Genomic DNA, 23,733 nt, shown 5'->3' on the forward strand with positions numbered 1-23,733 from the left:
GACGCTCGCGACGACCTCGACGTCGTGGGATGCCAGCACGATCGCCTTGCCGTGGCGGCGAGCCCGGCGACCACCGCGGTACGTTGCCGTTTGGCCCGGTAGTCCAGGCCGCGGGTGAGTTCGTCGAGCAGTGCCTGGCAGGAACCCGGTTCGGCGGCCGGCCCGGCGTCCGCCTGGTCGCATTCGGCGCGCACGGGTGCCGAGGTAGAGAAGGTCGCCCGGGGTCCGCGGGACCAGACGCGTGAACGGTCACGAGCCTACCGCTGTTGACGGACGCTACTCGGGCACGTGGCACGCGACGGCGTGCCCTGCCTGACGCGGGCTGAGCAGGATCGGCTCGCGGTTCGTGCATACCTCCTCGGACTTCCAGCACCGGCCTCGGAACGCGCATCCGGTCGGCCGATCCACCGGGTTCGGCAGGTCCCCGGTCAGTAGGCGTCGGGGTCGGCGGGCGCGAGGTTCGGAATCGATTCGTCCCGGGAGTCTCGTCCTCACGTGGCTTTGCGGACATGTGAAGCGAGGAAGCGGGCTCGGCAACCCGCTTACCTGGGCTCTTTGGCCAGATTTGCGGACATCTTGTCGTGACGCCTGACCAGGGCTATGGTCTGACCTCATGCGAGGTACGCCATGGGAGGTGGGCATGGACCATGCGCGGGTCGTCGACCAGGAGCCGATCCGGGTCATGCTGGCCAAGATCGGCCTTGACGGGCACGACCGGGGTGTGAAGGTGGTCGCCCGCACCCTTCGGGACGCGGGTATGGAAGTCGTTTACACCGGCCTGCACCGTAGCCCGGAGCAGGTGCTCGAGGCGGCAGTCCAGGAGGACGTCGACGTGCTCGGTGTCAGCCTCCTCTCCGGCGCGCACCTGCCGATCTTCACGCGGATCTTCCAGCTGATCGACGAGCTGCCGGAACGGCCGCGGTTCGCGATCGTCGCCGGCGGGGTTATGCCGGACGAGGACGTCGACGAGCTCAGGAAACTAGGGGTGGCCGACGTGCTCGGGCAGGACACCACGCCAGAGGCGATCGTCAGCCGCATCCACGAGCTGGCCACGGACCGTTGATCGGGAGGCGTGATGGAGCAGTGGAGCTGGCCCCCGCGATACGACGAGACCTACGTCCCGCCGGAATCGCGGCGACATTGGTTCCCGCGGCGCGAGACGATGCCGGCGGAGGAGCGCGACGACGCGATCCTCGCCCGCATCCGCGAGGTGATGGCCTACGCGTGGGACAACGCGCCGTTCTATCGACGCAAGTGGAGCGAGGCGGGGGTCCACCCATCGTCCATCAGGAGCCTGTCCGACTTCGAGAAGGTTCCCGTTGTGCGCAAGGAGGAGCTGCGGGCGGACCAGGCCGAGCACGAACCGTTCGGCAGCTACCTCGCGGTGACGCCGTCGGAGATCAAGCACATCAACGGCACGTCCGGTACGACGGGCCGGCCGACCGCCTTCGGCATCTGCGAACGGGACTGGCGCAGCGTCGCCAACGCGCACGCGCGGGTCATGTGGGCGATGGGCATCCGTGCCGACGACACGGTGCTGGTGGCCTCCCCCCTGAGCTTGTACTGGGGCTCATGGGGTGCCTACATCGGAGCCGAGCGGCTCGGTGCACGGGTTTTTCCGTTCGGTGCGGGCAATCCGGGACAGACCGCGCGCACCGTGCGATGGATGCGGCAGATGGGCGTGACCGTGTTCTACGGTACGCCGTCCTACGCCCTGCACTTGGCCGAGGTCGCGGTGGACGAAGGGGTGGACCCCGCGGATCTGGGACTGCGCAAGCTGTTCTTCTCCGGTGAGCCAGGTGCGAGCGTTCCCGCGATCCGCGCGCGGATCGTCGACGCGTTCCAGGCGGAAGTGTACGACTCGGGAAGCATGGCCGAGGTCAGCCCGTGGATGCACCTTGGCGCCGGCAGCAATGAGCCGGGCGTGTTCGCTTGGCAAGACCTCGTGTACACCGAGGTGTGCGACCCAGTCGGCCATCGCCGGGTCGAGTACGGCGGCGAGGGCACGCCGGTCTACACGACGCTGGAACGTACGAGCCAACCGATGATCCGGTTGCTGTCCAACGATCTCACCCGCTGGGAAGCTCCGTCTGCCGACCGCGGACGCACCTATCCGTTCCTGCCACACGGAATCTACGGCCGCATCGACGACATGTTCACCGTGCGCGGCGAGAACGTCTATCCGAGCGCGATAGACGATGTCGTGATAGCGGCGGACGGCTACGGCGGCGAGCATCGAATCGTCATCAGCCGCGAGTCCACGATGGACAAACTGGTCGTTCAAGTCGAGTACCAGGACGTACCGGACCTCTCCGGTTGGGCGGCGGGGATCGCCGATCGGCTGCGCAAGGTGCTGGGGGTCGGCGCCATCGTGGTACCGGTCGAGCACCTCACGTTCGACCGCACGGAGTTCAAGGCCCGCAGGGTAATCGACGACCGGGACCTGCTCCGCAACCTCTGGAGCAGTCGATGACGGCACCGGCGGACTTGACCGATCGCGTGCTGGGCGGCGAACACGCCGCGATCGCCCGCATGCTCACATTCGTCGAGAGACGCGTCGACGGTATCGAGCACGCGCTCGCGACGCTGCACCGGCACACCGGCTCCGCCCACGTGCTCGGACTCACCGGCCCGCCGGGCAGCGGCAAGAGCACGCTTGTCACGGCCCTGGCGGCGCACTACAGACGGCAAGGGCGCAGTATCGGAATCCTCGCCGTGGACCCATCTAGTGTGTTCAGCGGCGGCGCCATACTCGGCGACCGCATCCGGATGACCGACCTGGCCGGCGACCGCGGCGTGTTCATCCGCTCGATCGCGACGCGAGGTGCGCTCGGCGGGCTGTCACGCGCGACGCTCGACGCGATCACCGTGCTCGACGCCGCCGGCAAGGATGTCATCCTGCTGGAGACGGTCGGCGTCGGCCAGGCCGAAGTGGACGTGATCAGCGCCGCGCAAACGGTCGCGGTGGTCAGCGTGCCCGGCATGGGCGACGACGTCCAAGCGATCAAGGCCGGGCTCCTGGAGATCGCCGACGTGCACGTCGTGAACAAGGCCGACCGCGAGGGTGCGGTCAAGACCGTTGCCGAGCTGCGCGACATGCTGCGTCTGGCACGCCGCCGCCCACACCAGTGGAACGTGCCGATCGAGCAGACCGTCGCGACCTCGGGGCTCGGCGTGCCCGAACTCGCCGACCGATTCGCCGAACACCTGGCGTGGATGACACAGCACGGCGAGCGGCAACGTCGCGACCGGCGCAACACCGCGACACGCATCCGGTGGCTAGCCGAGCAGCTCGTGCTCGACCGGCTTCGCCCCGGCATCCCCGACTTCGACGATGCGGTCGACGACGTGACCGCCCGTCGCGGCGACCCGCTGTCGGCCGCGCGCCGGCTGGTCGCCCAGCTGTGAAACGAGCGACACGAGGAGACTGTGGTGAACGAGGAGTTCCGGCTGACCACCGATGCTCTCGCCGATGCCGTGACCGAAGAGCTCGTGGGCTGGGAACGTGACGAGCTCGCGGCATTCGTGCGACGCCAGCCTGAGTCGCGCGAGGAGTACCGCTCGGGCAGCAGCATGCCGGTCAAGCGCGTCTACACGCCGGCAGACCTGCCGACCGACTGGCACGACATCGGTCTGCCCGGCCGGTACCCGTACACCCGTGGGCCCTACCCGACGATGTACCGCGGTCGCACTTGGACTATGCGGCAGATCGCCGGCTTCGGGCAGGCGGAGGAGACCAACAAACGCTTCCAATACCTGATCGCGCAGGGCCAGACCGGGCTGTCGGTCGACTTCGACATGCCGACGCTCATGGGGCTGGACAGCGACGACCCGATGAGCCTCGGCGAGGTGGGACGCGAGGGTGTCGCCATAGACACACTGCCCGACATGGAGGCGCTCTTCGACGGGATCGACCTCGAGCGGATCAGCGTGTCCATGACGATCAATCCGTCCGCCTGGATACTGCTCGCGATGTACATCGTGGTGGCACGCCGGCGCGGCTACGATCTCGACAAGCTATCCGGCACGATCCAGAACGACATCCTCAAGGAGTACGTAGCGCAGAAGGAATGGATCTTTCCCGTTCGGCCGAGCATGCGGATCGTGCGCGACACGATCGTCTACTGCTCCCAACACATGGCAAGGTACAACCCGGTCAACATCAGCGGCTATCACATCAGTGAGGCCGGGGCGAACGCGCTACAGGAGATCGCCTTCACGATGGCCATCACCAAAGCGTACGTCGAGGACGTGGTGGCGACCGGCGTGGACGTGGACAGTTTCGCCCCCAGGTTGTCGTTCTTCTTCGTCAGCCAAGCCGACCTATTCGAGGAAGTGGCGAAGTTTCGCGCGGTGCGGCGGTTCTACGCACGAATGATGAAGGAGACCTTCGGCGCCGCCAACCCGCAGTCGATGCGGCTTCGGTTCCACGCACAGACCGCAGCGGCCACGCTGACCAAACCTCAGCCGTTGAACAACATCATCCGCACGACGCTGCAGGCACTGTCTGCGGTGCTGGGTGGCGCGCAGTCGTTGCACACCAATGGGTTGGACGAGGCGTACACGATTCCGAGCGAGCAGGCGATGAAGGTAGCCCTACGCACCCAGCAGGTCATCGCCCACGAGACCGGAGTGACGAACGTGATCGACCCGCTCGGCGGCTCCTATTACCTGGAGAACATGACCGACCGGCTGGATCGCGGTATCTCCGAGTACCTCACCAGGATCGAGGAGCTCGGCGGAGTCGTCAACGCCATCGAGCAAGGCTACTTCCAGCGCGAGATCTCAGACACCGCCTACGACTTCGCACGCCGCAAGGCCAGCGGTGACCGCCCGGTGATCGGTGTGAACTCCTACGTCGACGAGGGAGAAGGCGAGAAGATCGAGACCCACAAGCTCGATCCCGAGTCCGAGGCCCGCCAACTCGCGCGGCTCAAGCAGGTCCGCGTAGACCGGGATCCGGACCGGGCGGCCGCGGCGATGGACCGGCTGCTCGCCGTGGCGAAGGACCCCGATGCCAACCTGATGCCGGCGACGATCGAGGCAGTCGAGGCGCAGCTGTCGATGGGCGAGATCACCGGTGCTCTGCGCGAGATCTTCGGCTCCTACACGGAGACACCCGTGTTCTGAGCTCGTCCCTGAACTCGCGATGTCGAGAGATCGCAGAGGTTTCCATGTACCGACAGATTTCCGCACCGCCGGCCACGCCTGTCGTGCCTCGGATGGTGCCTTCATGAGCGCGCGCGACGCCGTCGACGAAGCGAACGCGGCGATCGGCGCCGCGATCTCAACAGGTTCGCTGCACCGCGAGTTCCGGTCGCTACTGAGCGAGATCCAGTACGAATTGCTGGATCACGCCGACGGCGGCGCGCCGTCCACCGATCGGCTGCGTTTCGCGCTGCGCCGCCACGGCGTCGAGCCGCCGCACGGCTTCCCGGTGCTTGGCGGATACAGCGCCGCCGCCGGGCTGCTCAAGCTCGCTGCCGCGATCAGCCGCCGCGCCGCACGGCAGACGAGTTCGGAGTACCTGCGTGTCCTGCCCGACGTGCTGCTGGTCATCGCCTTCCACACAGAGCAGGAGGAAAGCGCACGAGTACCCTTCGGCATCTGTTGACCGTGTGGTCATACCATCAGAGAGGTCACATTGACAGGTCCCTCAGACCTCTGGTTACCTTGAGTGACGATTCACGATGAAGAGCACTCCGGCATGAGCCGAAGGAGCAACCGACAGTGACCAGCGAAGCCGCCTGGGAGCCCGTCCGACGAGTACGCACCCACGAGCAGGTGCTGGAGCAGATAGAACGGAAGATCCTCGACGGAAGCCTACGCCCAGGCCAGAAGCTACCGAGCGAGCGGGAACTCGTCGCCGCGCTGGGCGTGAGCCGGACGAGCGTCCGCGAAGCACTGCGAGCACTCGAGGCGATGGGGATCGTCGAGGCCCGCACGGGCTCCGGTCCGGACGCCGGCTCTGTGATCACGTCACAGTCCACGACGGCGTTGACGAACCTGCTGCGGCTCCACATCGCATTGGCCCAGATCAGCCTCGCCGACCTCGTCGAGATCCGTGTGCAACTGGAGCGCAACGCCGCCCGCGCCGCAGCGTCGACCCACACACCCGAGGATCTGAAACGGCTGGCAGCGCTGATAGACGCCATGCGTGCGACCGGGGAGGAGTACCGCGAGTTCAACGCGCTGGACGCGGAGTTCCATGTCGGCATCACCCGCATCTCGGGCAACGCGCTGGCCGCCGACCTGATGCAGGCGTTGCGCGGCGCTGTGGAGTCGGAAATGGCAGCCGCGTTCGCCCGGTTATCGGACTGGCGCAGTGTCGCCGACTCACTGGCCACCGAGCATGAGGGCATCCTCCGCGCCATCGAGAAGGGAGACGGCGACCGAGCCGCCGACCTGGTCGCCGATCACATCACCCGCTTCTACCAGGACCGCATCCTGGCCACCTGACATCCGCCACCCGCGCACATACGAGGAGTCGTACCGCGGCCCCATGCGGCTAGAACTCATCCAGTCGTAGGTCCACCGGGCCGGTCCACCGTGTCGCGCCGGGATCAAGCAGCGCCTCGAGTTGGTTCCTTCGCGCCCACACGAGACTCTCCAGCTCCAGCGGGTCGAGGAACCCGACCTGACCCGAACGCTGGTCGACGATCTTCAGGCGAGGACCATTGGCGTCCGAGTCCACGCTCAGGGTCACGGTCGCGAACTCGTTGTGGAGCACCATCGACGGCGGTGCACCGTTGCACCCGGACTCGACCCGGTCGGAACCGATCATGGCGCTTGACACCCACTCTCGCGGCGGTTGTTGTCTGTTGTGGACCAGAACACCAGCGCTGCACCGAGCTACGCGCCGAGATCGCGAAGGGCGCGCACTCCCCTCCACGGTCGCGTCGAAGGTACTCGGCCACGCCGCCCGATGTCACGGCTCTCCTCCGCTTGCGTTCACGCCGGATCCGGGAACAAGGACAGAGCGTTTCCCCGGGCGATGGCATCGTGGGTGGACCGACCCAACTGGCTCAGCACATCCGCGAGGACGGCGCCGGCGGGGGTCTCCATTGCCGTGAACGGATAGTCCGTCCCGAGTACGACGTGGTCCTCGCCGTACCGAGTCAGTGCGAGCCGCAGACTGTTGATGTCATAGGTGAGGGAGTCGGACCAGAGCTTGCGCGCCTGCCGGGTTGCCATGTACTCGTCCACGGTCACCCCCTCCACGATGCGCTGACCGAACGCGACCCTGGGCAGCACGGAGGGCAACGCTCCGCCCGCATGGGCCAGGCAGATGCGAACGTTCGGCGCCGCCGAGAGCACCCCCGCCACGAGAAGTCCTGCGGCGGCTATCGCGGTCTCGGTCGGCATGCCCATGCCGAAGGTGAGGCGAAGCTTGGCCAATCGTGTGTCCAGAGTCCTGTCCACCGGGTGAATGAACACCGTCGCGCCCAACTCGCCCGCCGCCTGGAAGAATGGCAAGAACTCCGGGTCGGACAGCTCACGATCGCCGACACGCGTTCCGATCTCGACACCGACGAAGCCCAGGTCCTCGATACACCGCGCCAGCTCCGCGATGGCCCGCCGCGGCGACTGCAACGGGACACAGCCAAAGGCCGCCAACCGGCCCGGCGCGTCCTCGACGAGCTTCGCCAGGAAGTTGTTCTGTGCCTCGGCGAGAGCGGCCGCGCCGTCGGCAGGTTCCGAATGCGACAGCGTCACCGGAATCGGCGAGACCACTTGCATGGCTACGCCTTCGGCGTCCATGTCGCGAACCCGGTCGGCCGCCGACCAACAGCGGCTGTCGATCTCCCGGTACATGCGACCATCGAGCCAGATCTGCGCCGTGTCCTCCGAGGTCCGTTGCACCGTCGGGTAGACACCCGGAAAGCGAGCGCTGACGTCGGCCAGATCGGGGTCGATGGCATGTGTGTGCACATCGATCATTCCGGCTTGCGACGTGGCGAGCCTGCGCGCGGCGCCCATCGCTCAGGCCTGCGTGAGGAAGTCGATCGCCAGCCGGTCGAAGGTGTCTCTGTGCTCCAACTGGGCCCAGTGACCGCACTTGGGTATCACGTACAAGCGCGCATCGGGCATCTGGCGCAGACCGAGGAAGGCACCGTCGAGCGGGATCGTTCGGTCGTCACGGCCCCAGATGAGCAGCACGGGCTTGTCCAACCGGCCGAAGTGCCGCCACAGTTGAACATCGTCAGGATCCGATTTGGACGCGATGGAGGTGAGGGCCCGTAGCGTTCCCTCGCGCGCTCCCGGGGCGAGGGCCGCGTCGTACCGTTCCCGGATCAGCTCGTCGGTGACGAACGAGTCGTCGAAGACCATTGTGCTCACGATATTCCGCATCTTGTCGCGGCTCGGCCCGGGATCGTCGTAGAAGTGGATCAGGTGCTTGAGACCCTCTGTCGGCTCGGGCGTGAACAGGCTGGGAGAGGCACCACCCGGCCCCATCAGGATGAGCTTTCCCACGCACTCCGGATAGTCAAGCGCCAGCCGTATCGCGGTTCCACCGCCAAGTGAGTTTCCGATGAAATGCGCCTTCTCGATCCAGAGAGCGGACAGCACACCCCGGAGCGCCCGCGCGCTCATCGTGTAGTAGGGCTCGTTGAACTCCGGCTTGTCGCTGTGACCGTACCCCAGCAGGTCGATGACGAGCACCCGGAAGTGCTTGGACAGGGCCGGCACGTTCTGCTTGAAGTTGCTCCAACCCGAGGCACCGGGGCCACCGCCGTGCAGCAGCACCAAGGCCGGTCCATCCCCGATGTCATGCAGGTGCAGCTTGAGTCCGTCGACCTCGACGTATCGACTACCTTCGCGTTCGTCGATCATGCCGCCACCTGGTCCCCTTCGTCGATGCAGAGCGCTTGCACGAGGCACATCACGATGGCGTCCCAGCCACGCTAGATGATGAACGTCAGATTCCCCAGCGGAGAGTCGTTGCGCGTCAGGAAGACTCGCTTCTCCGCCAGCTTGATCTCGCCGTCCAGCACGGCCAGCCGATAGTCGGCCCGCCCCGCGTAGATCTCCTGCTCGCCCTTGCGTACCTCGACGATGATCAGCGCGGCATGGACACGAACCTCACCGGGATCGTCGCGGTACACCTCGACGCCAGTCACCAGATGAGTCACCCTCGAGCGGGGTTCCTGCGAATGTGCGTCGGCGTTCGTCAGACGGAAGATCCGCTCCTCGAGCCGCCTACCGTCGTCGAAGATGATCGATACTTGCTTGGCCGTGTCGACGTTGGCGTCGTTGCAGGGAACAAGGTACAGGGGGTCGTCCGTCCAGAGGGCATGCCATTCCTTCAGGCGGCCCTCGTCGATCAGCCTTGCCTCCCGGTAGATGAACTTCAGGATCTCGGCGTCGTCGGCGGGATATGACATGTAGCTCCTCGAAGCTCGTGATCCTAGCTGCTGCCGGCAGGCGTCTCCGTGACCGCCGTCATCGCGTTCAACCAGGCTCTCATCTGAGCCCGCTGCGTGAGCTCATCACTGATGTGGCCCACCACGCTTCCGTCCGACAGGTGCTTCTCCCGATGCAGGCCCCGCGCTAGCAAGATCCACGGGTCGACCTCCGCCTGCAGGCCGAGCTGGTTTCGTTCGAAGATCTCGCTGTCGTCCGGCTGCCCGAACCCAGCCGGCCCGTAGAACCATTCGTGCTTGCGGAGCCGGGTCTCGTTGATCTCGTCGGGCGCACCGTCGAGGCTCGTGGGGTAGATGTACACCTCGGTGAGATCCGGGGCGAGCGGGCGTATCACCCTGATCTGTGAGTTGATCAGCTGAAGATTGGGGAATATTCCGATGTGCGGGTCGTTCGCCACCACGACGATCTGCCGAACTCTATCCGGTCCGTACGCGGCCTCCAGGGCACGGATCCACTCCTGTCCGCCTGGCGTCTGCAATGCGGGTGCGATGGCCTGGTCGTAGCCGATCGCGAGGTTGATCGTCGTGTCGAGACGTACGTGTCCGTTGCCGAGGTCGACAGTCCGGTTCTCGGAGCTGCCGGAGAAGTCGTTGTCCGAGGCGACCACCTCTCGCTTGGATGCCTCCTTGCGACGGTTGAGTCGCTTGATGCTCGCGTGTGTGAAGTTCACGTGGTACCCGTCCATGCCCACGTACTTCCAGTTGCCCTTGAAGACGGTCTTGTGAACACCACTGCTCAGCCGCAGCTTCCCCGTGGGCGAACCTTGTACGGCAAGATCGATGACATCGCGTGCGAGACCGAGATGCTCCTGGAGACTCGGACCTTCCGGAGACAAGCTGCCGAAGACCAGTCCTTGGTAGATCGCCAGTCTCGGTACCGGCGAAAGCCCGAGCTTCGACTTGTCGAAGTCGCCCCCGAATCCGTCTGGGAAGGTCACCCCCACCAGCTCACCGGAATTCCGATACGTCCATCCGTGGTACTGGCAGCGGAAGAAGGAGGCATTTCCCTGCTCGGCGGCACAGACGGCGTTGCCCCTGTGGCGGCACCGGTTCATCAGCGCATGCACCACACCGTCTTCGTCGCGACTCATGATGACGGACTGGCGCCCCATCCATTTCAGCTTGTAGTCGCCGGGGTGCGCGACCTCGTCCTCGTGTCCCAGGAAGACCCACGTGCGGTAGAAGATGTTTCGCAGCTCGTCCTCGAAGACCGCTGGATCGGTGAAGATCCGGGAGTGAACCCTGTCCTCCTTCACGTAGTCGCGGTAATCGATCGACATCGCGCGTCCTCCGTCACTCAGCCCTGATCAGGCCGTTCAGCAAGGCTTGTTGTACAACATAACTGTTTCCGGACAGGTTGCCAAGCGCCCACCCGAATCTCCGCCGTGCGGCACCGTTCGTCGCATATGGGCGGTCGCCGTCAGGAGTCGAGGGCAGCGATGATCTCCGCCTGCTGCTCGCGATACTTGATCACGTTGGTCAGCTTGATGCGTTCGTAGCCGCGTACCAGGTCGGGCAGTTCGGCCAACTCCTGGATGAGCGGGTGCCCCGGAGCGATGTCGAGCGCGTGCTCGATCGCATCGCGGTACTCGGAGATCAACGCGCGTTCCGTACGGCGGATGTGGGTGTAGCCGAAGGGGTCGAGTGGCGTGCCGCGAAGCCTGCGAAGTGTCCGCAACATGCGCAACACGACACGGAACCACGGGCCAAGGGTGATCTTGCCGCGCATGCCGAGGGCACACAGGATCGGCGGACGCAGGTGGTACGACATGCGCGAGCCGGCGCCGAACCGCTCCGCTACCTCGGTCCGCAGCCGTGGATCCAGGCACAGCCGTGCGACTTCGTACTCGTCCTTGTAGGCCACGAGCTTGTACAGGTTCTTTGCGACCGCCTCGGCGAGCTCGGGTGCTCGGCGTCGCACGCGCTCGACGAAGTGGGCATACTCGGCGGCGTAGGCCTCGCTCTGGTACGCGACCAGGTCGGGGATGCGGATGTCGAGCAGGCGAGCGAGTTCCGTGTCGGGTTCGGCCGCGACCACGGACCGGATCGCCGGCGCCTCGGGAAGCGTCGACGGCAGCGCCGAGGGGCGGAGCTGGCGCGCCAAGCTCCCGGGGTCCGCGATGGCCTGGCGGCCACGGCGAAACGCCTGGATGTTGTCGGCTACCGCGGCGCCGTTGACCTCGATGGCTCGCTCGATGCTCGCGGCGGTGACGGCGATGGTGCCGGTTTGGTACGCGGCACCCAACTGGAGGATGTTGGCGAACTGCTCGTCGTCGAACAGTGCCTGTGCGAGACCTCGCGCGTCCAGGTAGTACGTGCGCGCGGTCGCCGCGTCCAACTGCGACCGGATGCTTGCCTGGCTGGGGAACGACACGCTGGGATCGACGATCATCTGTCCCGTGGGCACCTCTGTTGTGGACACGACGGCGGTGGTGCGGCCAGGATCGGCGGCGCGCAGATGCGTCTGATCGGCACCGACCAGAACGTCACACGCAAGGTAGAGGTCGCATTCACCAGTGGTGAGCTTCGGCGCCTGCTCGACCGGTTTGGCGGTGACCTTGACGTCGGACACCACCGCCCCGCCCTTCTGAGCAAGACCGATCTGGTCCAGCGTCCGCACCTGCCACCCGTCCAGGAACGCCGCGGTCGCCAGAACCTGCGACACCGTGACCACGCCAGTACCGCCGATCCCGGTGATTCGGACGGTGAAGTCGGGCCCCGAAGGTACCGGGTTCGGGAAGGCGTCCGCCGGGAGCGCGTCGAGTACACGATGCTGCCGCCGCCCGCTGGGGACAATCGTCAGGAACGACGGGCAGTCACCGTCGAGGCAGGAATAGTCCAGGTTGCATGAGGACTGGTTGATCGCCGTCTTGCGTCCGAACTCGGTCTCGACCGGCTGAACGGAAAGGCAGTTCGACTTGACACCACAGTCACCGCAGCCTTCGCAGACCCGTTCGTTGATGAACACCTTGGCGGCCGGTGCGGACTCCTTGCCGCGGCGCCGCTTGCGGCGCTTCTCCGCGGCACACTCCTGCTCGTGGATGAGCACGGTGACCCCAGGGACCGCGGCCAGCTCGGCCTGGGTGCGCAGCAGCTCGTCACGGTGGCGGACCTCGACTCCTTTGACACGTTCAATCTGGCCGGGCGCATCGCTGGTGATCACCACCCGCGCCGCCCCTTCCAGCAACAACAGCTGGGCCAGCTTGTGCACCGGCATGGCACCGATCGGATCCTGTCCGCCGGTCATCGCGACAGCGGAGTTGTACAGCAGCTTGTAGGTGATGTTCGCACCGGCCGCGACCGCCGCACGGACGGCAAGGCTGCCGGAGTGGGCAAATGTCCCGTCGCCGATGTTCTGCACGAAATGACGCGGTTCGACGAACGGCGCCATCCCAAGCCATTGGGCCCCCTCGCCGCCCATCTGGGTGAGGCCCACGACGTCCCCCACGGACTCGGGCGCCATGAACAGCGCCAACGTGTGGCATCCGATACCGGCACCCACGATCGCCCCGTCCGGGACCTTGGTCGACGAGTTGTGCGGGCAGCCCGAACAGAAGTAGGGCGTGCGGACCAGCAGTGGGAGGTCTATCCGCTCGCGTTCCCGGGACCGGACCGGCGCGAGTTCCAGGTAGCGGCCCAACCGCTTGCGCAACCCTTGGGCGATCATGTCTGGATCCAACTCCCCGAGCTCGCTGAACAGCTCCTTGCCCCAGACCGCCGGTGCGTCGCGGCGCCCGTAGAGGATCGCCTTCACGGCGGGTTCGAGGAACGCGCGCTTCTCCTCGACCACAACGATCTCGTCCAGTCCGTCGGCGAGCTCCCGCACGATTCCCGGCTCCAGGGGGTGAATCGCCCCGAGCTTCAACAGCCGGATGCCGAACTGGGTCAGGTCACTGTCCGTCAGTCCGATGGTCCGCAACGCCTGCCGAACATCCAGATAGGACTTGCCCGCCGTCACGATGCCAAGTCGGTCGTGGCCGCCGCGGCTCACGAACTGGTTGAGCCCGCTCGCCCGGATGTACTCCAGGGCCAGTGGAAGCCGAACCCGGTGCAGGCTCCGCTCCATGCGAGCGAGGTTCCCACCCAACAGCCGAGCGTCGGGCTGGTGCCGGTAGGCGCCCTCCGCCAGGGCCGGCGCAGTCCATTCACCGCGGACCACCACCGTGCCGGCCGCGTCGGCGACGTTGGCGACGACCTTCAGCGCCGACCACAATCCGCTCACGCGTGACAACTCAACGGCATGCCGGCCCAGGTCGATGATGTCCTGTGAGTCCGCCGGGAACAGCACCGGGATAGCCAGATCGGCCAGCGCGAGCTCCGACGCCGATGGCACGCTCGACGACTTCGCGTTCGGATCGTCTCCGACGAAGGCCACAGCACCACCACGCGGATCGGTACCGGCGAGGTTCGCGTGACGCATGGCGTCGCTCGCCCGATCCAGCCCTGGGGACTTGCCGTACCAGAACCCGGTCACACCATCGGTTCGCAGACCGACGCGAGCCGCCAGCTGACTTCCCATCACCGACGCGGCTGCCAGCTCCTCGTTCAAGCCGGGTTGGTGTACCACGTGGTCTATGCCCAGCAGGCCACGCCTCCGGGTCAGTTCCAGATCGAACCCGCCCAGCGGGGATCCCTCGTACCCAGAGGCGAACACGGATGTGGCCATCCCCATGCGACGATCGTGCCGGAGTCGGTCGAAGAGGACCCGTACCAACGCCTGGATACCGGTGAGATAGACCTCGCCGTCCTCGCGCAGATACCGATCCTCGAGGCCGAACGCGTCCATCACCGAGCTCCTCTCATCGATGACGAGCACATCGAATGATCACCACGACGCGCAACTCAAGGCGGCCGAATCCTGCGGGGGACGCAAATGTGGGACCCAAGAGAGTACTTATGCATCAGATCTTTTGCGTTATCATGACAGTCCATGGCTGACGATCTTCTCGATCCAACCGATCACGAGATCTTGGCATTGCTCCATGAGGACGCGCGCAGAACGCTGTCCGACATAGCGGAGCGTGTCACTCTGTCCGTGGCGGCTGTCAAACGCCGGATCGACCGGATGCGGGGATCGGGTGTCATCACCGGATTCACCGTGCAGATCGACTACGCCAAGCTCGGCTGGGGCGTCCAGGCCTTCACTGAACTACGCTTCCTGGGCACGACCAACGTCCACGACATCGTGGCGACCGCATTGAGGATGCCCGAGACTCAGGCGGTGTTCACCATCGCCGGCGACGCGGACGCGTTGGTGTGGCTGCGCGTGCGGGACATGGTCCATCTTCAGCGCACGATCGACGAGATACGGCGCAGCCGGCGCGTCACGAGCAGCAAGACCATGATAGTGCTCGACTCCTGGTTCCGCACCCAGCAGGCGCGGCAGGACCGGCCCTAGTCGCCGCGCGCGTGTGACGCCGCGCGAATGATCCTCTGCGGGACTCCTCGAAGTCCACTGTCATCCGAGAGCGACGCGAGAACTCGATCCAGAATCAGGATGAGGTCTGTCCGAGCCGTCGCGTCGACATCTTCGAAAAGGCAGTCCAGGAAGTCGAAATGACCCGGCAGGAACGGCTTCAGGAGACGCCGCCCCTCGGGTGCGATCTCGACCATCAGTGAGCGCTTGTCGCGCGAGTTGCCATTCCTGCGAACGAGCCCGTCCGAGACGAGCTCACGAACGACGGCGGACAGGTTCGGTGGTTTGACCGAGACCGCCACCGAGAGCTGACTCATCGTCAGCGGGGCCGGTGCGCGATGCAGCACCATCAAGATGTTGAACCCCGTCTGCGTGAGGCCGATGGACTCCAGCTCGTAGGACTCGGCGCTCCGGAGTGCCGAGGCGACCCTGTGCAGAAGCAGAATCATTGTCAGAGGCGCTGCGTCGAACTCCTCACCGTACTCGTTGCGGGCGCGGGCAACCTGCCGTCGCACCTCGTCATTACGCAAGTGGTCGAACACGTCCGAACTGACGATATCGCGCCCGGGATCTTCCGGACGATGCGTTGACTTTCGGGGCAGAGTCGGGTTGCTCACTGGCGGCTCTCCTGTTGGTACGTCAGAAGACGATCGACGCATGCAGCGCGTCGGGGTTTGCTTCACGAGCGACCGTACGTAATGCCAAGTCGATTTCGTCCAGCCCGAAGTGGTGCGTCGACAACCGATCGAGCCCAAAACGACCCGACTCGATCATCGCGATCGCCGCGAAGACTGAGGACCTGTCGCGGCCCCATGCGCCCCGCAGAGTCAGCATCTTGTTGGCGAACCGCTCGCTGTCGAACCGCAGACCGCGCTCCGCGTGGAGCGACGGTAGTACGATCGTGGCACCGGTTCCCGCCATCTCCATCGCGGCCTCAAGGGGCCGCAGGTCCGGGCTACTGGTCAACTCGAGGACGACGTTCGCCATTTCGCCCCTAGTGAGCCGCCGCACGACGTCGACCTGGTCTGCCTCCTCGACGTTGATCACAGCGGTGGCGCCCAACTCCTTCGCCATCTCCAGTCTGGCCGCGTCCTGCGCCAGACCGGTGACAATGATCTGGGCGGCACCTGACGCCTTGGCGACGACGACTGCGGCAAGCCCCTCCTGGCCGGGACCCTGAATGACGATCGTGTCGCCCATCCCCGCGCCACCGACCTTCTGAATCCAGGAGATGGCGTTGCCGAGCGGTGTGAACAGGGGCACCACGGACGCCGGCACATCGGGCGACACCTTGTAGACCACGGAGTTCGGATGGAGGTACAGGTACTCGGCATATCCGCCGTACAGCGAGGGAGCCAACATCGTCGGCGCCCCGCCGTAGAACAGTCGGTGACCATCGATCTCCCGCACACAGAGCCGATAGTTGCCGGCTAGGCAGTTCGTGCAGTGCCCGCATGGAATCCATCGCTCGACGATGATCCGATCACCGTTGTCGATCTGCCACCTGCGAGCCGCATCGGGTCCCACTTGCTCCGCCCGACCGACGATCTCATGCCCGAGTACGACAGGAAGCTCGAACGATGTCTCACCCCGCCACACAGGGACGTCGGCCGCACAGATGCCGCACGCCTCGATACGCATCAGGCCCGCATCCGCGCCGGGAGCCGGAATCTCGAGGTCTTGGATGTCGAAGGTCCGCGGAGCCGTCAGCACCGCCGCACGAGCAGTTGACACGTTGTCGGTACCCCCGGTCAGGAGCTGGGCCACGCCGTGGACAGGGACAGCTGTCAACCTATTATAACTCATAAGCTTGCGCCGAGACCGGCCGATGATTATGTTCGGGAACGATTATGTTCGGGAACGTTCGCCACGCGATGGCCCGATGAGCTCGCCCGGCCCTCGACCACGCGGCCGGCCGGCGGTGATCGGCCTGGAGCTCGCCGTTGCCGCCGGCCGGCCGCGCTGTCGAGGCAATACCTCGCTGGACGATGAAGACGCGAGCAGACGACGCCGCGTGTGTCGAGGCCGCCGGCCGCCGAGGTACTACTCGGACACCAGGTGACGTACTTCGAGACGCGCACCTTGTCGACAGACTCCGCGCCGGGCTCGTCGACGCTCGCCGGGTGGCGGTCGTGGGCGCGGGCTTCATCGGTACAGAGGTAGCCGCGACGTGTCGCACGCCCGGCAAGGAGGTCTTGCTCCTGGACACGGCTACAGTCGGACCCTTCGCCTCGAGCATTGGGACAACGCGGTGGTCCGATCAGTACTCACTGCGCTTGCAGATACTCGGAATACCACGTTGCTCCGACGAGGCACGGGTGCTCGACGGTGACGTGAACGGATCCCGATTCGTCATCGAGTACCGCCACCGCGGACGCGGCACGGGTGCCGCATTGGCGAACAGTCCGGCCCACCACGCGCCGATGCACGCGGAAGTCCCGCGTGGACTGGACGCGGCCACCTCGCTGGCGGGCTGCCACCCCCTTGCGAAATCTGCTTACATCTCATAACCTTCTTGTGCGGAGTACGCAACCGCGTGTCACGGCACCCGGACGTCCCGGGGTACGCATCGGCGGGCTTGCGTGTCAACCGGACACAACGGTGACCAGTCCAGTGCGAGGAAATCATCGAACGTCCACATGGGCCAGTAGTTCCGGATCACGTGAGTCCGCTGCGGCCACGCGAGGAGGAAGCCGGTGTGCGAGGAACACAGCCAACAAGAGTCTCTGGAGCACCAGATCGGAGCGTTCCTCTCCGAACAGCCTGGAATACGACGAACCGGGGTTGGCTTCATCGGCTACGGAGAGGTCAAGCCAGGCGATCGCATTCTGGTCGGAGTGGACAACCACTACCACCCGGCGGTCATTAGCGGCCTGGTCGAACCGCTGCGTGAGCGAGGCGCACGGGTGGACGTCGTGATCTCCGACATCGGCCCTGATCGCGTCTTCAATGAGACGGACGAGATCGACGTCCTCATCCGCCGCGGCTCCATCGAGATCAACCCGCGCCGGTGGGACGCCATCCCGTGGATCGAACGCCGAGCGGCGGAGGGCGGCTACGACCTGCTCATCCACAAGAAGGGCGGCGGCATACCCGTCACAGATCACCGCTACGAGGCGGTGCCGTGGCAACAGCCAGACCAGTTCGGCGATGTCGGAAACTACTTCCCACGCGACGTGCACCGCCTTGTCAATATCAAGACCTGGGACAAGTTCTGGAACAAGGGAGCGGGCGGCCGGGTCAAGTTGACCGATCCAGAGGGCACCGACATCGAGTACACGCTCTGGACCGGGTATCGACGGACCGGCGACGGTGTCTCGGCTCGGGCCTACTCCGAAACGCCGTTCTGGGGCCATCTCATGGGCCACGGGCCCACTCCGATCCTTCCGGAAGAAGACGCGACGGGAGTCATCGCCGGGACGACGAACCACTTCTCACGAGCGTTCCCGCGCGTTCACCTCGAGCTGATCAACGGTCGGGTGGTCGCCGTTCACGGGGGTGGTGGCTACGGCGACGCCTGGCGCGAGCTCCTCGACGAGACCAGCGGCATCAAGTATCCCTGCTTCCCCGAGCCAGGGCTGTTCTACCTCTGGGAAGTGGCGATCGGTACCCATCCCAAGATCCAGCGCCCGGCGAACATCAGCCACCTCAGCTCCGGCGGCTTCGAGTGGGAACGGCGGCGTTCCGGAGTGATCCACCTCGGACTGGGTAGCGCCTGGGGCGGTGACGAGGAGAAGTGGGCCGCGGAGAAGAAGGTGCCCTACGGCCATCTCCACGTACATCTGCTCTTCCCGACACTCACGATCACGACCGTAGATGGGGAAACGCTCACCGTCATCGAGAACGGCCACCTGACGGCCCTCGATGACCCTGAGGTGGTCGAGACAGCCGCGCGGTACGGCGATCCGAAGGAGGTCCTGTCCGCCCCTTGGGAGGCTCCCATTCCCGGAATATCGATGCCTGGCAGCTACAAGAAGTATGCCGCTGACCCCGCGGCGTACATCTACGCCTGACGTAGAAACGTGCCCTCCAGCGCGACGAAGGAGACCCAGTGGCGGAATTTCTCGCTATCGGAATGACGCACTTTCCCCTCCTCGCCGGGAGAGACGACCACATGGCCGACCTTCTCGCGTGGACGTTACGTGACCCAGACATTCCAAGCGACCTGAAGGACCCAGCCAACTGGCCGGTGGCAATGCGCGAGGAGTGGGCCGCCGACCATGGGACCGCCGCCGCCGCGGAGCACCGCCGCGTCCTGTGCGAGGACCTGCGCAGATGCCGTCAGGCCCTCGATGCCTTCGATCCGGACCTTGTTGTGATCTGGGGTGACGATCAATACGAGAACTTCCGTGAGGAGATCGTCCCGTCGTTCTGCGTCCTGGTCTATCCGGACCTGGACATACACCCCTTCCACCACATGAACGAGTTCGGAAATCCGAACGCGTGGGGACTCCCGGACGACATGACGATCACACTGCACGGCGACCCGAGGTCATCGCGCGCGCTCGCCGACGATCTGCTCAGGCGTGGTTTCGACGTCGCGTACTCCTATGAGAAGCGCGAGGACTCGCGATTTCCCCACGCGATCGCAAACACCCAGCTCTTCCTCGACTACGACAACGCCGGACGAGCGTTCCCGTACAAGATTCTGCCGATCACGGTGAACTGCTATGGCCAGCACGCGATCGCTCGCCGCGGTGGTCTCGCCCGGTTCGCCGAGATCAAGGACGAGGAGCTCGACCCCGTCGGCCCGTCACCGGCACGGTGCGTCGCCCTCGGCAAAGCGACTGCGGCGGCACTCCGAAGCTCGGACAAGCGGGTCGCGCTGGTCGCGTCGTCCAGCTGGTCACACGCCTTTCTCAACGACAAGGACTGGCATCTGTGGCCGGACACCGAAGCAGACCAGCGCCTGTACGAAGCCCTGCTCGTCGACGACTACGAGACCTTGGCCTCCGTGACCATCAAGGAGGTGGTCGAGGCGGGGCAGCACGAGATGCTCAACTGGTTCTGCATGCTTGGCGCGGTTCAAGAACTCGGCCTCGAGCGGGAGTGGTCGACCTTCCGTACCACCGACGTGTTCAACTCCAACAAGTGCTTCGCCGTGTACAAGTAGGAAGATGCTGTCAACGATGACGCGAGGACACAACGAGAGCGATAGCGACTGGAATGACCTGACAACCGTTACCCGTTGGGCACGCTCGGACACGCGCGAAAGCATTCTGGAGTTGCCAAGGCAGATCGCCCTCAACATCGTCGAGAAGGAACTCGGCGAACCCGGTCTGGTCGTCGACGTGGGCGGCGGGCCGGGGAGCTTCCTCTCGGCATTCCTCGCACGGTTCAACACCACACGAGGGATCTGGTATGACATATCCGAGCCCATGATGACACTCGCCAAGGAGCGGCTGGCTCGATACGGCGATCGCGTCTCATTCACACTGGCCGGGTTCGAGAACACCTCGGGACTTCCGTCGAACGTCGATGTCATCGTCACATCACGAGCCCTGCACCATCTACCAGTCAGTCAGGTCCGCCGGTTCTATACCGAAGCCGCGGACCGCCTCTCGGATCCCGGATGGCTCATCAACCTCGACCACGTCGGCCTGGCGAAGCCTTGGAGCGAGCGGCTTCTCGACACCTACATGGACATGGTTCCGGAAGCACGCTCACAGCCCAGCCATGAGCACAGGTATCGGTTCGCAACGGTTCCCGAGCACTTCGAAGCTCTTCGGGCTGCCGGCCTCGACGACGTCGACATGCCGTGGCGGGCATTCGGGATGTGCTTGTTCATGGCGCGCCGGCCCATCAACGGCGGAGGTGAGTTCGGGTAGGAATAGCGAAGACGACGTAACACTTGCTGGGTCGTCGCCCAAACCATCGGTCGAGGCGTCGATCGGTTCATTCATGCGTTCAGGCGCTGGAAATCTCGTTTCTTCGCCACAGATGTAGGTCTTGGCACCGAGTACGCAAACAGTTATGGTTCAGAACGTTCCTTTGGTGGATGTGGACAAGCATCCGGCGGACTCCCCCGCACAGTACCGCGACAAGGAGGTCGGGGTGGGAATTCACGTTTGGCATGGCATCGAGGAATGCCATGTTCGGCCCTGGATCTTGGAGCGTCCGTGACTATGAACATCTCTCGGCGTCGGTTCGTTCGGTTGGCTGGTAGTGGCGTCGCATTCGTCGGCGGGGCCGCTGCTCTCGGTGGGTTGGCTGGTTGCGGCGACTCTTCGCCCTCAGGTGACCCGGCTGACGCACCGGACAAGGGCCAGCCCTACACCGGCAAGCTGTCCGTCAGCCACCTGGACTTCAGCATGGGCGGCCCGGTCCTGTACTCGGCAAGTGACAAAGGGTACTTCGCCAAGCACGATCTCGAGATCGAGTTGATTAACTCGGGTGGCGGGTCCTCCTCGCTTCAGGTCATCCAGACGAACACGGGTATCGGGGTCGCAGCGCCGATCGCCGCGATGGCGGCGCAGTCGCGAGGAGTCACGATGTTCCGTGCCGTCGGCGGTCTGATCAACGGTCAGACGACGAACTGGCTCGGCAAGCAGGACCAACCGAACCCCTTCGACGATCTCCGGGGCAAGACCATCGCCTGTCCGTCCCCGGACTCGATCGCGACGTACTTCGCTCGACGAATCACCAAGGACGCCGGCCTCGACTCGAACAGCGACGTCAAGATCACCTACGTCGCCGAGGCAGCCGGTTCCGCGACGGCGGTGGAACGCGGAGTCGTCGACGTTGGCTGGTCCGCGCTCCCGTTCTCGGAGACGCAGAAGAACAAGCTCGCGGTGGTGTACAGCAACAGCGAACTGGTTCCGCGATGGGTCGACAACCAGGTCATCGCGACCGAGCAACACCTGGCCGAGCACCCCGATGCGACGCGAAGGCTTCTCTTGGCGCTCAAGGAGGCCGTCGAGTTCGTGCACAGCACACCCGATGAAGCGGCCGCCATCTGGGCCGAGCACACCGGTCTCCCGGAAGACGTGGCGGCGGAGGTGCTTCACCAGCACGGGGACATCCTGAACCTGAGCATCGACCGCGAAGGCCTGGAGAGCGTCGCGGAAGCGGCCAAGGTGGGCGGGTTCGTGGAGAAGGACGTAGACCTCGATGCGCTCATCGACGATCGGTACCTTCCAGGAGGTGTCACCGAATGAGCCAGCGGTTGGCAGGCGGCCGCGTGAGCGATACGTCCACACAAGGTTCGCCCACGCCCGGTGACCGACAGGGCGTGTATCTCGACGGCGTCAGCAAGACGTTCGAAGCCGCCGCGGGCAGAGTGCAGGCTATCGGCGACGTGTCCGGCCACATCGAACAGGGACGGTTCGTATCCGTCATCGGTCCGAGTGGATGCGGAAAGACCACGCTGCTGTACATGGTGGCCGGCTTGGAGCCGGTCACCAGTGGCGCGATTCGTATCGACGGCGAAGCGGTTGAGGGGCCACGACGCGATCTGGCCGTCGTGTTCCAGGAGGACTCGACCCTTCCTTGGCGCACGGTGATCGACAACGTCGCCTTCGGACTCGAGGTACAGGGGATTCCGGGCAAGGAGCGCCGCGAACGAGCCCGTGAACTCATCCGCCTCGTGGGGCTCGAGGACTTCGAACATCATCGTCCGAGCCAACTCTCGGGTGGCATGAAACAGCGCGTGGCCATCGCACGGGCCTTGCTGCTCGATCCACGCGTGCTACTGATGGACGAGCCGTTCGGAGCGTTGGACCAGCAGACTCGCACCTTCATCGGCCAAGAGCTCGTGCGAATATGGGAAGAAACCCGCAAGACCGTCATGTTCATCACCCATGACATTCAGGAGTCGGTGTACCTCTCCGACGAGGTCTGGGTCCTGAGCGCAAGACCGTCGCAGGTCCGGTCCAAGGTCGCGATCGATCTCGACCGCCCACGCCACCCGGAGATGCGACGGACGCCCGAGTTCCACAAGTACGTCGACACATTGTGGGGATTCATCGCGGAAGAGGTGGCTAACCAACGCGTCCAGTCCCGGTCAGAGGTCGCCGCCAAGGGACCAAAGAAACGCCGAGGACGTAGCTGAGATGGTCACGACTGCGCCGTCGCGGCAATCGGCCACGCCGACCAACCGCCGCCGGAAGGCCATGCGGGCGAGAAGGTGGCTTCCTTCTCCGGCCATCCTCCGCGTGGTGGTGGTGATCGTCGCCATCCTGGGTCTCGAGGTGTTGACCCGGCTCGAGGCGATCAGCTCACTGATCCTTTCACCACCCTCGGAGATCCTGCTCGGCATGGTCGACGTGCTTCCCACTGCCCAGTTCGGCAGCGACCTTGCCCGAACCGGGCTCACCGTGGCGATGTCGTCGGCCGCCGGTTGCGTCATCGGGGTTCTCCTGGGCACGTTCGGATGGCGGCTGCCGTTTGTCTGGAAGGTTCTCGAGCCCTACCTGATCGCCCTGTACGCGATGCCCATCGTGGTGTTCTACCCAATCTTGATGGTCGTCTTCGGAATAACCATCTGGCCGCCCGTCCTGATCGCGACCTTCGCCGCCGTCGTCCCAGCCGCGGTCAGCACCTGCATCGCACTACGAGCAGTTCCGCAGGCGCTGCTCAACCTCGGCCGCTCGCTCAACTGCTCAAGACTGCGGATGACGCGATCGATCATCGTGCCTTCCGCACTGCCCCTGGCCATCCCCGGTGTGCGCCTGAGCTGTATCTACGCCGTCATCGCCACCATCGCCATGGAATTCATCCAGTCCGACAGCGGTCTCGGGTTTCGGGCCGGTGAAGCGTACCGACAGTTCCGAGTCACGGACATGTGGTCGATGATCGTTGTCGTGGCTGTGCTGGCCATGGCCGTCAGCTGGGCTCTCTCGCGCGCCGAGCGTCGTGTTCGGCGTGACACCGTCACTTCGTGACCTGGAAGGT

General features: G+C 65.1%; 23 protein-coding genes. 14 read left to right on the forward strand and 9 right to left on the reverse strand.

All coding sequences use genetic code 11. From position 1 onward, the window contains the following. Positions 1–276 precede the first annotated feature (276 nt). On the reverse strand, positions 277–684 hold the full coding sequence (locus ACRDTB_RS03000) for an oligopeptide/dipeptide ABC transporter ATP-binding protein (protein WP_431428335.1): 408 nt from the start codon (positions 682–684) through the stop codon (positions 277–279). Here ACRDTB_RS03000 and ACRDTB_RS03005 point away from each other — a divergent pair. From ACRDTB_RS03005 to ACRDTB_RS03030, 6 genes are all read left to right on the forward strand, one after another. Next, positions 641–1,063 carry a cobalamin B12-binding domain-containing protein gene (locus tag ACRDTB_RS03005; RefSeq protein ID WP_431428336.1) on the forward strand — a complete coding sequence of 141 codons (423 nt, stop codon included), beginning with the start codon at positions 641–643 and terminating at the stop codon, positions 1,061–1,063. The genes ACRDTB_RS03000 and ACRDTB_RS03005 overlap by 44 nt on opposite strands. A 12-nt stretch (positions 1,064–1,075) precedes the next feature. Further along, the gene (locus ACRDTB_RS03010; protein WP_431428337.1) at positions 1,076–2,473 is read left to right on the forward strand and encodes a phenylacetate--CoA ligase family protein; all 1,398 of its coding nucleotides are present in this window, start codon (positions 1,076–1,078) and stop codon (positions 2,471–2,473) included. Beyond that, on the forward strand, positions 2,470–3,408 hold the full coding sequence (gene meaB / locus ACRDTB_RS03015; protein WP_431428338.1) for a methylmalonyl Co-A mutase-associated GTPase MeaB: 939 nt from the start codon (positions 2,470–2,472) through the stop codon (positions 3,406–3,408). The genes ACRDTB_RS03010 and meaB overlap by 4 nt, the downstream gene beginning before the upstream one ends. A 24-nt stretch (positions 3,409–3,432) precedes the next feature. Continuing rightward, entirely contained in the window at positions 3,433–5,130 is a 1,698-nt protein-coding gene (locus ACRDTB_RS03020; protein ID WP_431428339.1) for a methylmalonyl-CoA mutase family protein, read from the forward strand. Positions 5,131–5,233: 103 nt separating this feature from the next. Next, the gene (locus ACRDTB_RS03025; RefSeq protein WP_431428340.1) at positions 5,234–5,614 is read left to right on the forward strand and encodes a hypothetical protein; all 381 of its coding nucleotides are present in this window, start codon (positions 5,234–5,236) and stop codon (positions 5,612–5,614) included. Between the two features lie 116 nt (positions 5,615–5,730). After that, on the forward strand, positions 5,731–6,459 hold the full coding sequence (locus tag ACRDTB_RS03030) for a FadR/GntR family transcriptional regulator (protein ID WP_431428341.1): 729 nt from the start codon (positions 5,731–5,733) through the stop codon (positions 6,457–6,459). A gap of 49 nt (positions 6,460–6,508) precedes the next feature. On the opposite strand, the gene ACRDTB_RS03035 is transcribed toward ACRDTB_RS03030, so the two are convergent. The 6 genes from ACRDTB_RS03035 to ACRDTB_RS03060 form a co-directional block, all read right to left on the reverse strand. Beyond that, positions 6,509–6,784 carry a hypothetical protein gene (locus tag ACRDTB_RS03035; protein WP_431428342.1) on the reverse strand — a complete coding sequence of 92 codons (276 nt, stop codon included), beginning with the start codon at positions 6,782–6,784 and terminating at the stop codon, positions 6,509–6,511. Positions 6,785–6,951: 167 nt separating this feature from the next. Next, positions 6,952–7,980, reverse strand: a complete 1,029-nt coding sequence (locus tag ACRDTB_RS03040) for an amidohydrolase family protein (RefSeq protein WP_431428343.1) — start codon at positions 7,978–7,980, stop codon at positions 6,952–6,954. Positions 7,981–7,983: 3 nt separating this feature from the next. Then, the gene (locus tag ACRDTB_RS03045; protein ID WP_431428344.1) at positions 7,984–8,835 is read right to left on the reverse strand and encodes an alpha/beta fold hydrolase; all 852 of its coding nucleotides are present in this window, start codon (positions 8,833–8,835) and stop codon (positions 7,984–7,986) included. 71 nt (positions 8,836–8,906) lie between these two features. Continuing rightward, positions 8,907–9,386, reverse strand: coding sequence for an aromatic-ring-hydroxylating dioxygenase subunit beta (locus ACRDTB_RS03050; protein ID WP_431428345.1), 480 nt, complete (start codon positions 9,384–9,386; stop codon positions 8,907–8,909). 23 nt (positions 9,387–9,409) lie between these two features. Beyond that, entirely contained in the window at positions 9,410–10,705 is a 1,296-nt protein-coding gene (locus tag ACRDTB_RS03055; RefSeq protein ID WP_431428346.1) for an aromatic ring-hydroxylating oxygenase subunit alpha, read from the reverse strand. 140 nt (positions 10,706–10,845) lie between these two features. Further along, a complete protein-coding gene (locus tag ACRDTB_RS03060; protein ID WP_431428347.1) occupies positions 10,846–14,211 on the reverse strand; it encodes an indolepyruvate ferredoxin oxidoreductase family protein in 3,366 nt (1,121 codons plus the stop codon). 144 nt (positions 14,212–14,355) lie between these two features. On the opposite strand from ACRDTB_RS03060, the gene ACRDTB_RS03065 reads away from it, so the two are divergent. Beyond that, positions 14,356–14,823 carry an Lrp/AsnC family transcriptional regulator gene (locus ACRDTB_RS03065; RefSeq protein WP_431428348.1) on the forward strand — a complete coding sequence of 156 codons (468 nt, stop codon included), beginning with the start codon at positions 14,356–14,358 and terminating at the stop codon, positions 14,821–14,823. Here ACRDTB_RS03065 and ACRDTB_RS03070 read toward each other — a convergent pair. After that, positions 14,820–15,458, reverse strand: a complete 639-nt coding sequence (locus ACRDTB_RS03070) for a MarR family winged helix-turn-helix transcriptional regulator (protein WP_431428349.1) — start codon at positions 15,456–15,458, stop codon at positions 14,820–14,822. The two genes, ACRDTB_RS03065 and ACRDTB_RS03070, sit on opposite strands and share 4 nt — an antisense overlap. A gap of 22 nt (positions 15,459–15,480) precedes the next feature. Further along, entirely contained in the window at positions 15,481–16,608 is a 1,128-nt protein-coding gene (locus ACRDTB_RS03075) for a zinc-dependent alcohol dehydrogenase (RefSeq protein ID WP_431428350.1), read from the reverse strand. A 221-nt stretch (positions 16,609–16,829) separates the two neighbouring features. On the opposite strand from ACRDTB_RS03075, the gene ACRDTB_RS03080 reads away from it, so the two are divergent. The 7 genes from ACRDTB_RS03080 (at position 16,830) to ACRDTB_RS03110 (ending at position 23,723) form a co-directional block, all read left to right on the forward strand. Next, a complete protein-coding gene (locus ACRDTB_RS03080; protein ID WP_431428351.1) occupies positions 16,830–17,351 on the forward strand; it encodes an oxidoreductase C-terminal domain-containing protein in 522 nt (173 codons plus the stop codon). Positions 17,352–17,537: 186 nt separating this feature from the next. Then, positions 17,538–18,854 (forward strand): hypothetical protein, encoded by a 1,317-nt coding sequence (locus ACRDTB_RS03085; protein WP_431428352.1) that lies wholly within the window; start codon positions 17,538–17,540, stop codon positions 18,852–18,854. Between the two features lie 101 nt (positions 18,855–18,955). Next, on the forward strand, positions 18,956–19,954 hold the full coding sequence (locus tag ACRDTB_RS03090; protein ID WP_431428353.1) for an extradiol ring-cleavage dioxygenase: 999 nt from the start codon (positions 18,956–18,958) through the stop codon (positions 19,952–19,954). 112 nt (positions 19,955–20,066) lie between these two features. Next, the gene (locus ACRDTB_RS03095; RefSeq protein WP_431428354.1) at positions 20,067–20,669 is read left to right on the forward strand and encodes a class I SAM-dependent methyltransferase; all 603 of its coding nucleotides are present in this window, start codon (positions 20,067–20,069) and stop codon (positions 20,667–20,669) included. Positions 20,670–21,152: 483 nt separating this feature from the next. Further along, on the forward strand, positions 21,153–21,998 hold the full coding sequence (locus ACRDTB_RS03100; RefSeq protein ID WP_431428355.1) for an ABC transporter substrate-binding protein: 846 nt from the start codon (positions 21,153–21,155) through the stop codon (positions 21,996–21,998). Continuing rightward, positions 21,995–22,891: an ABC transporter ATP-binding protein gene (locus tag ACRDTB_RS03105; protein WP_431428356.1), complete on the forward strand. Its 897-nt coding sequence runs from the start codon at positions 21,995–21,997 to the stop codon at positions 22,889–22,891. The genes ACRDTB_RS03100 and ACRDTB_RS03105 overlap by 4 nt, the downstream gene beginning before the upstream one ends. A gap of 1 nt (position 22,892) precedes the next feature. Next, the gene (locus ACRDTB_RS03110; RefSeq protein ID WP_431428357.1) at positions 22,893–23,723 is read left to right on the forward strand and encodes an ABC transporter permease; all 831 of its coding nucleotides are present in this window, start codon (positions 22,893–22,895) and stop codon (positions 23,721–23,723) included. Positions 23,724–23,733: the final 10 nt, after the last annotated feature.

It is taken from the genome of Actinophytocola sp., from assembly GCF_050699935.1.
GTDB lineage: Bacteria > Actinomycetota > Actinomycetes > Mycobacteriales > Pseudonocardiaceae > Actinophytocola.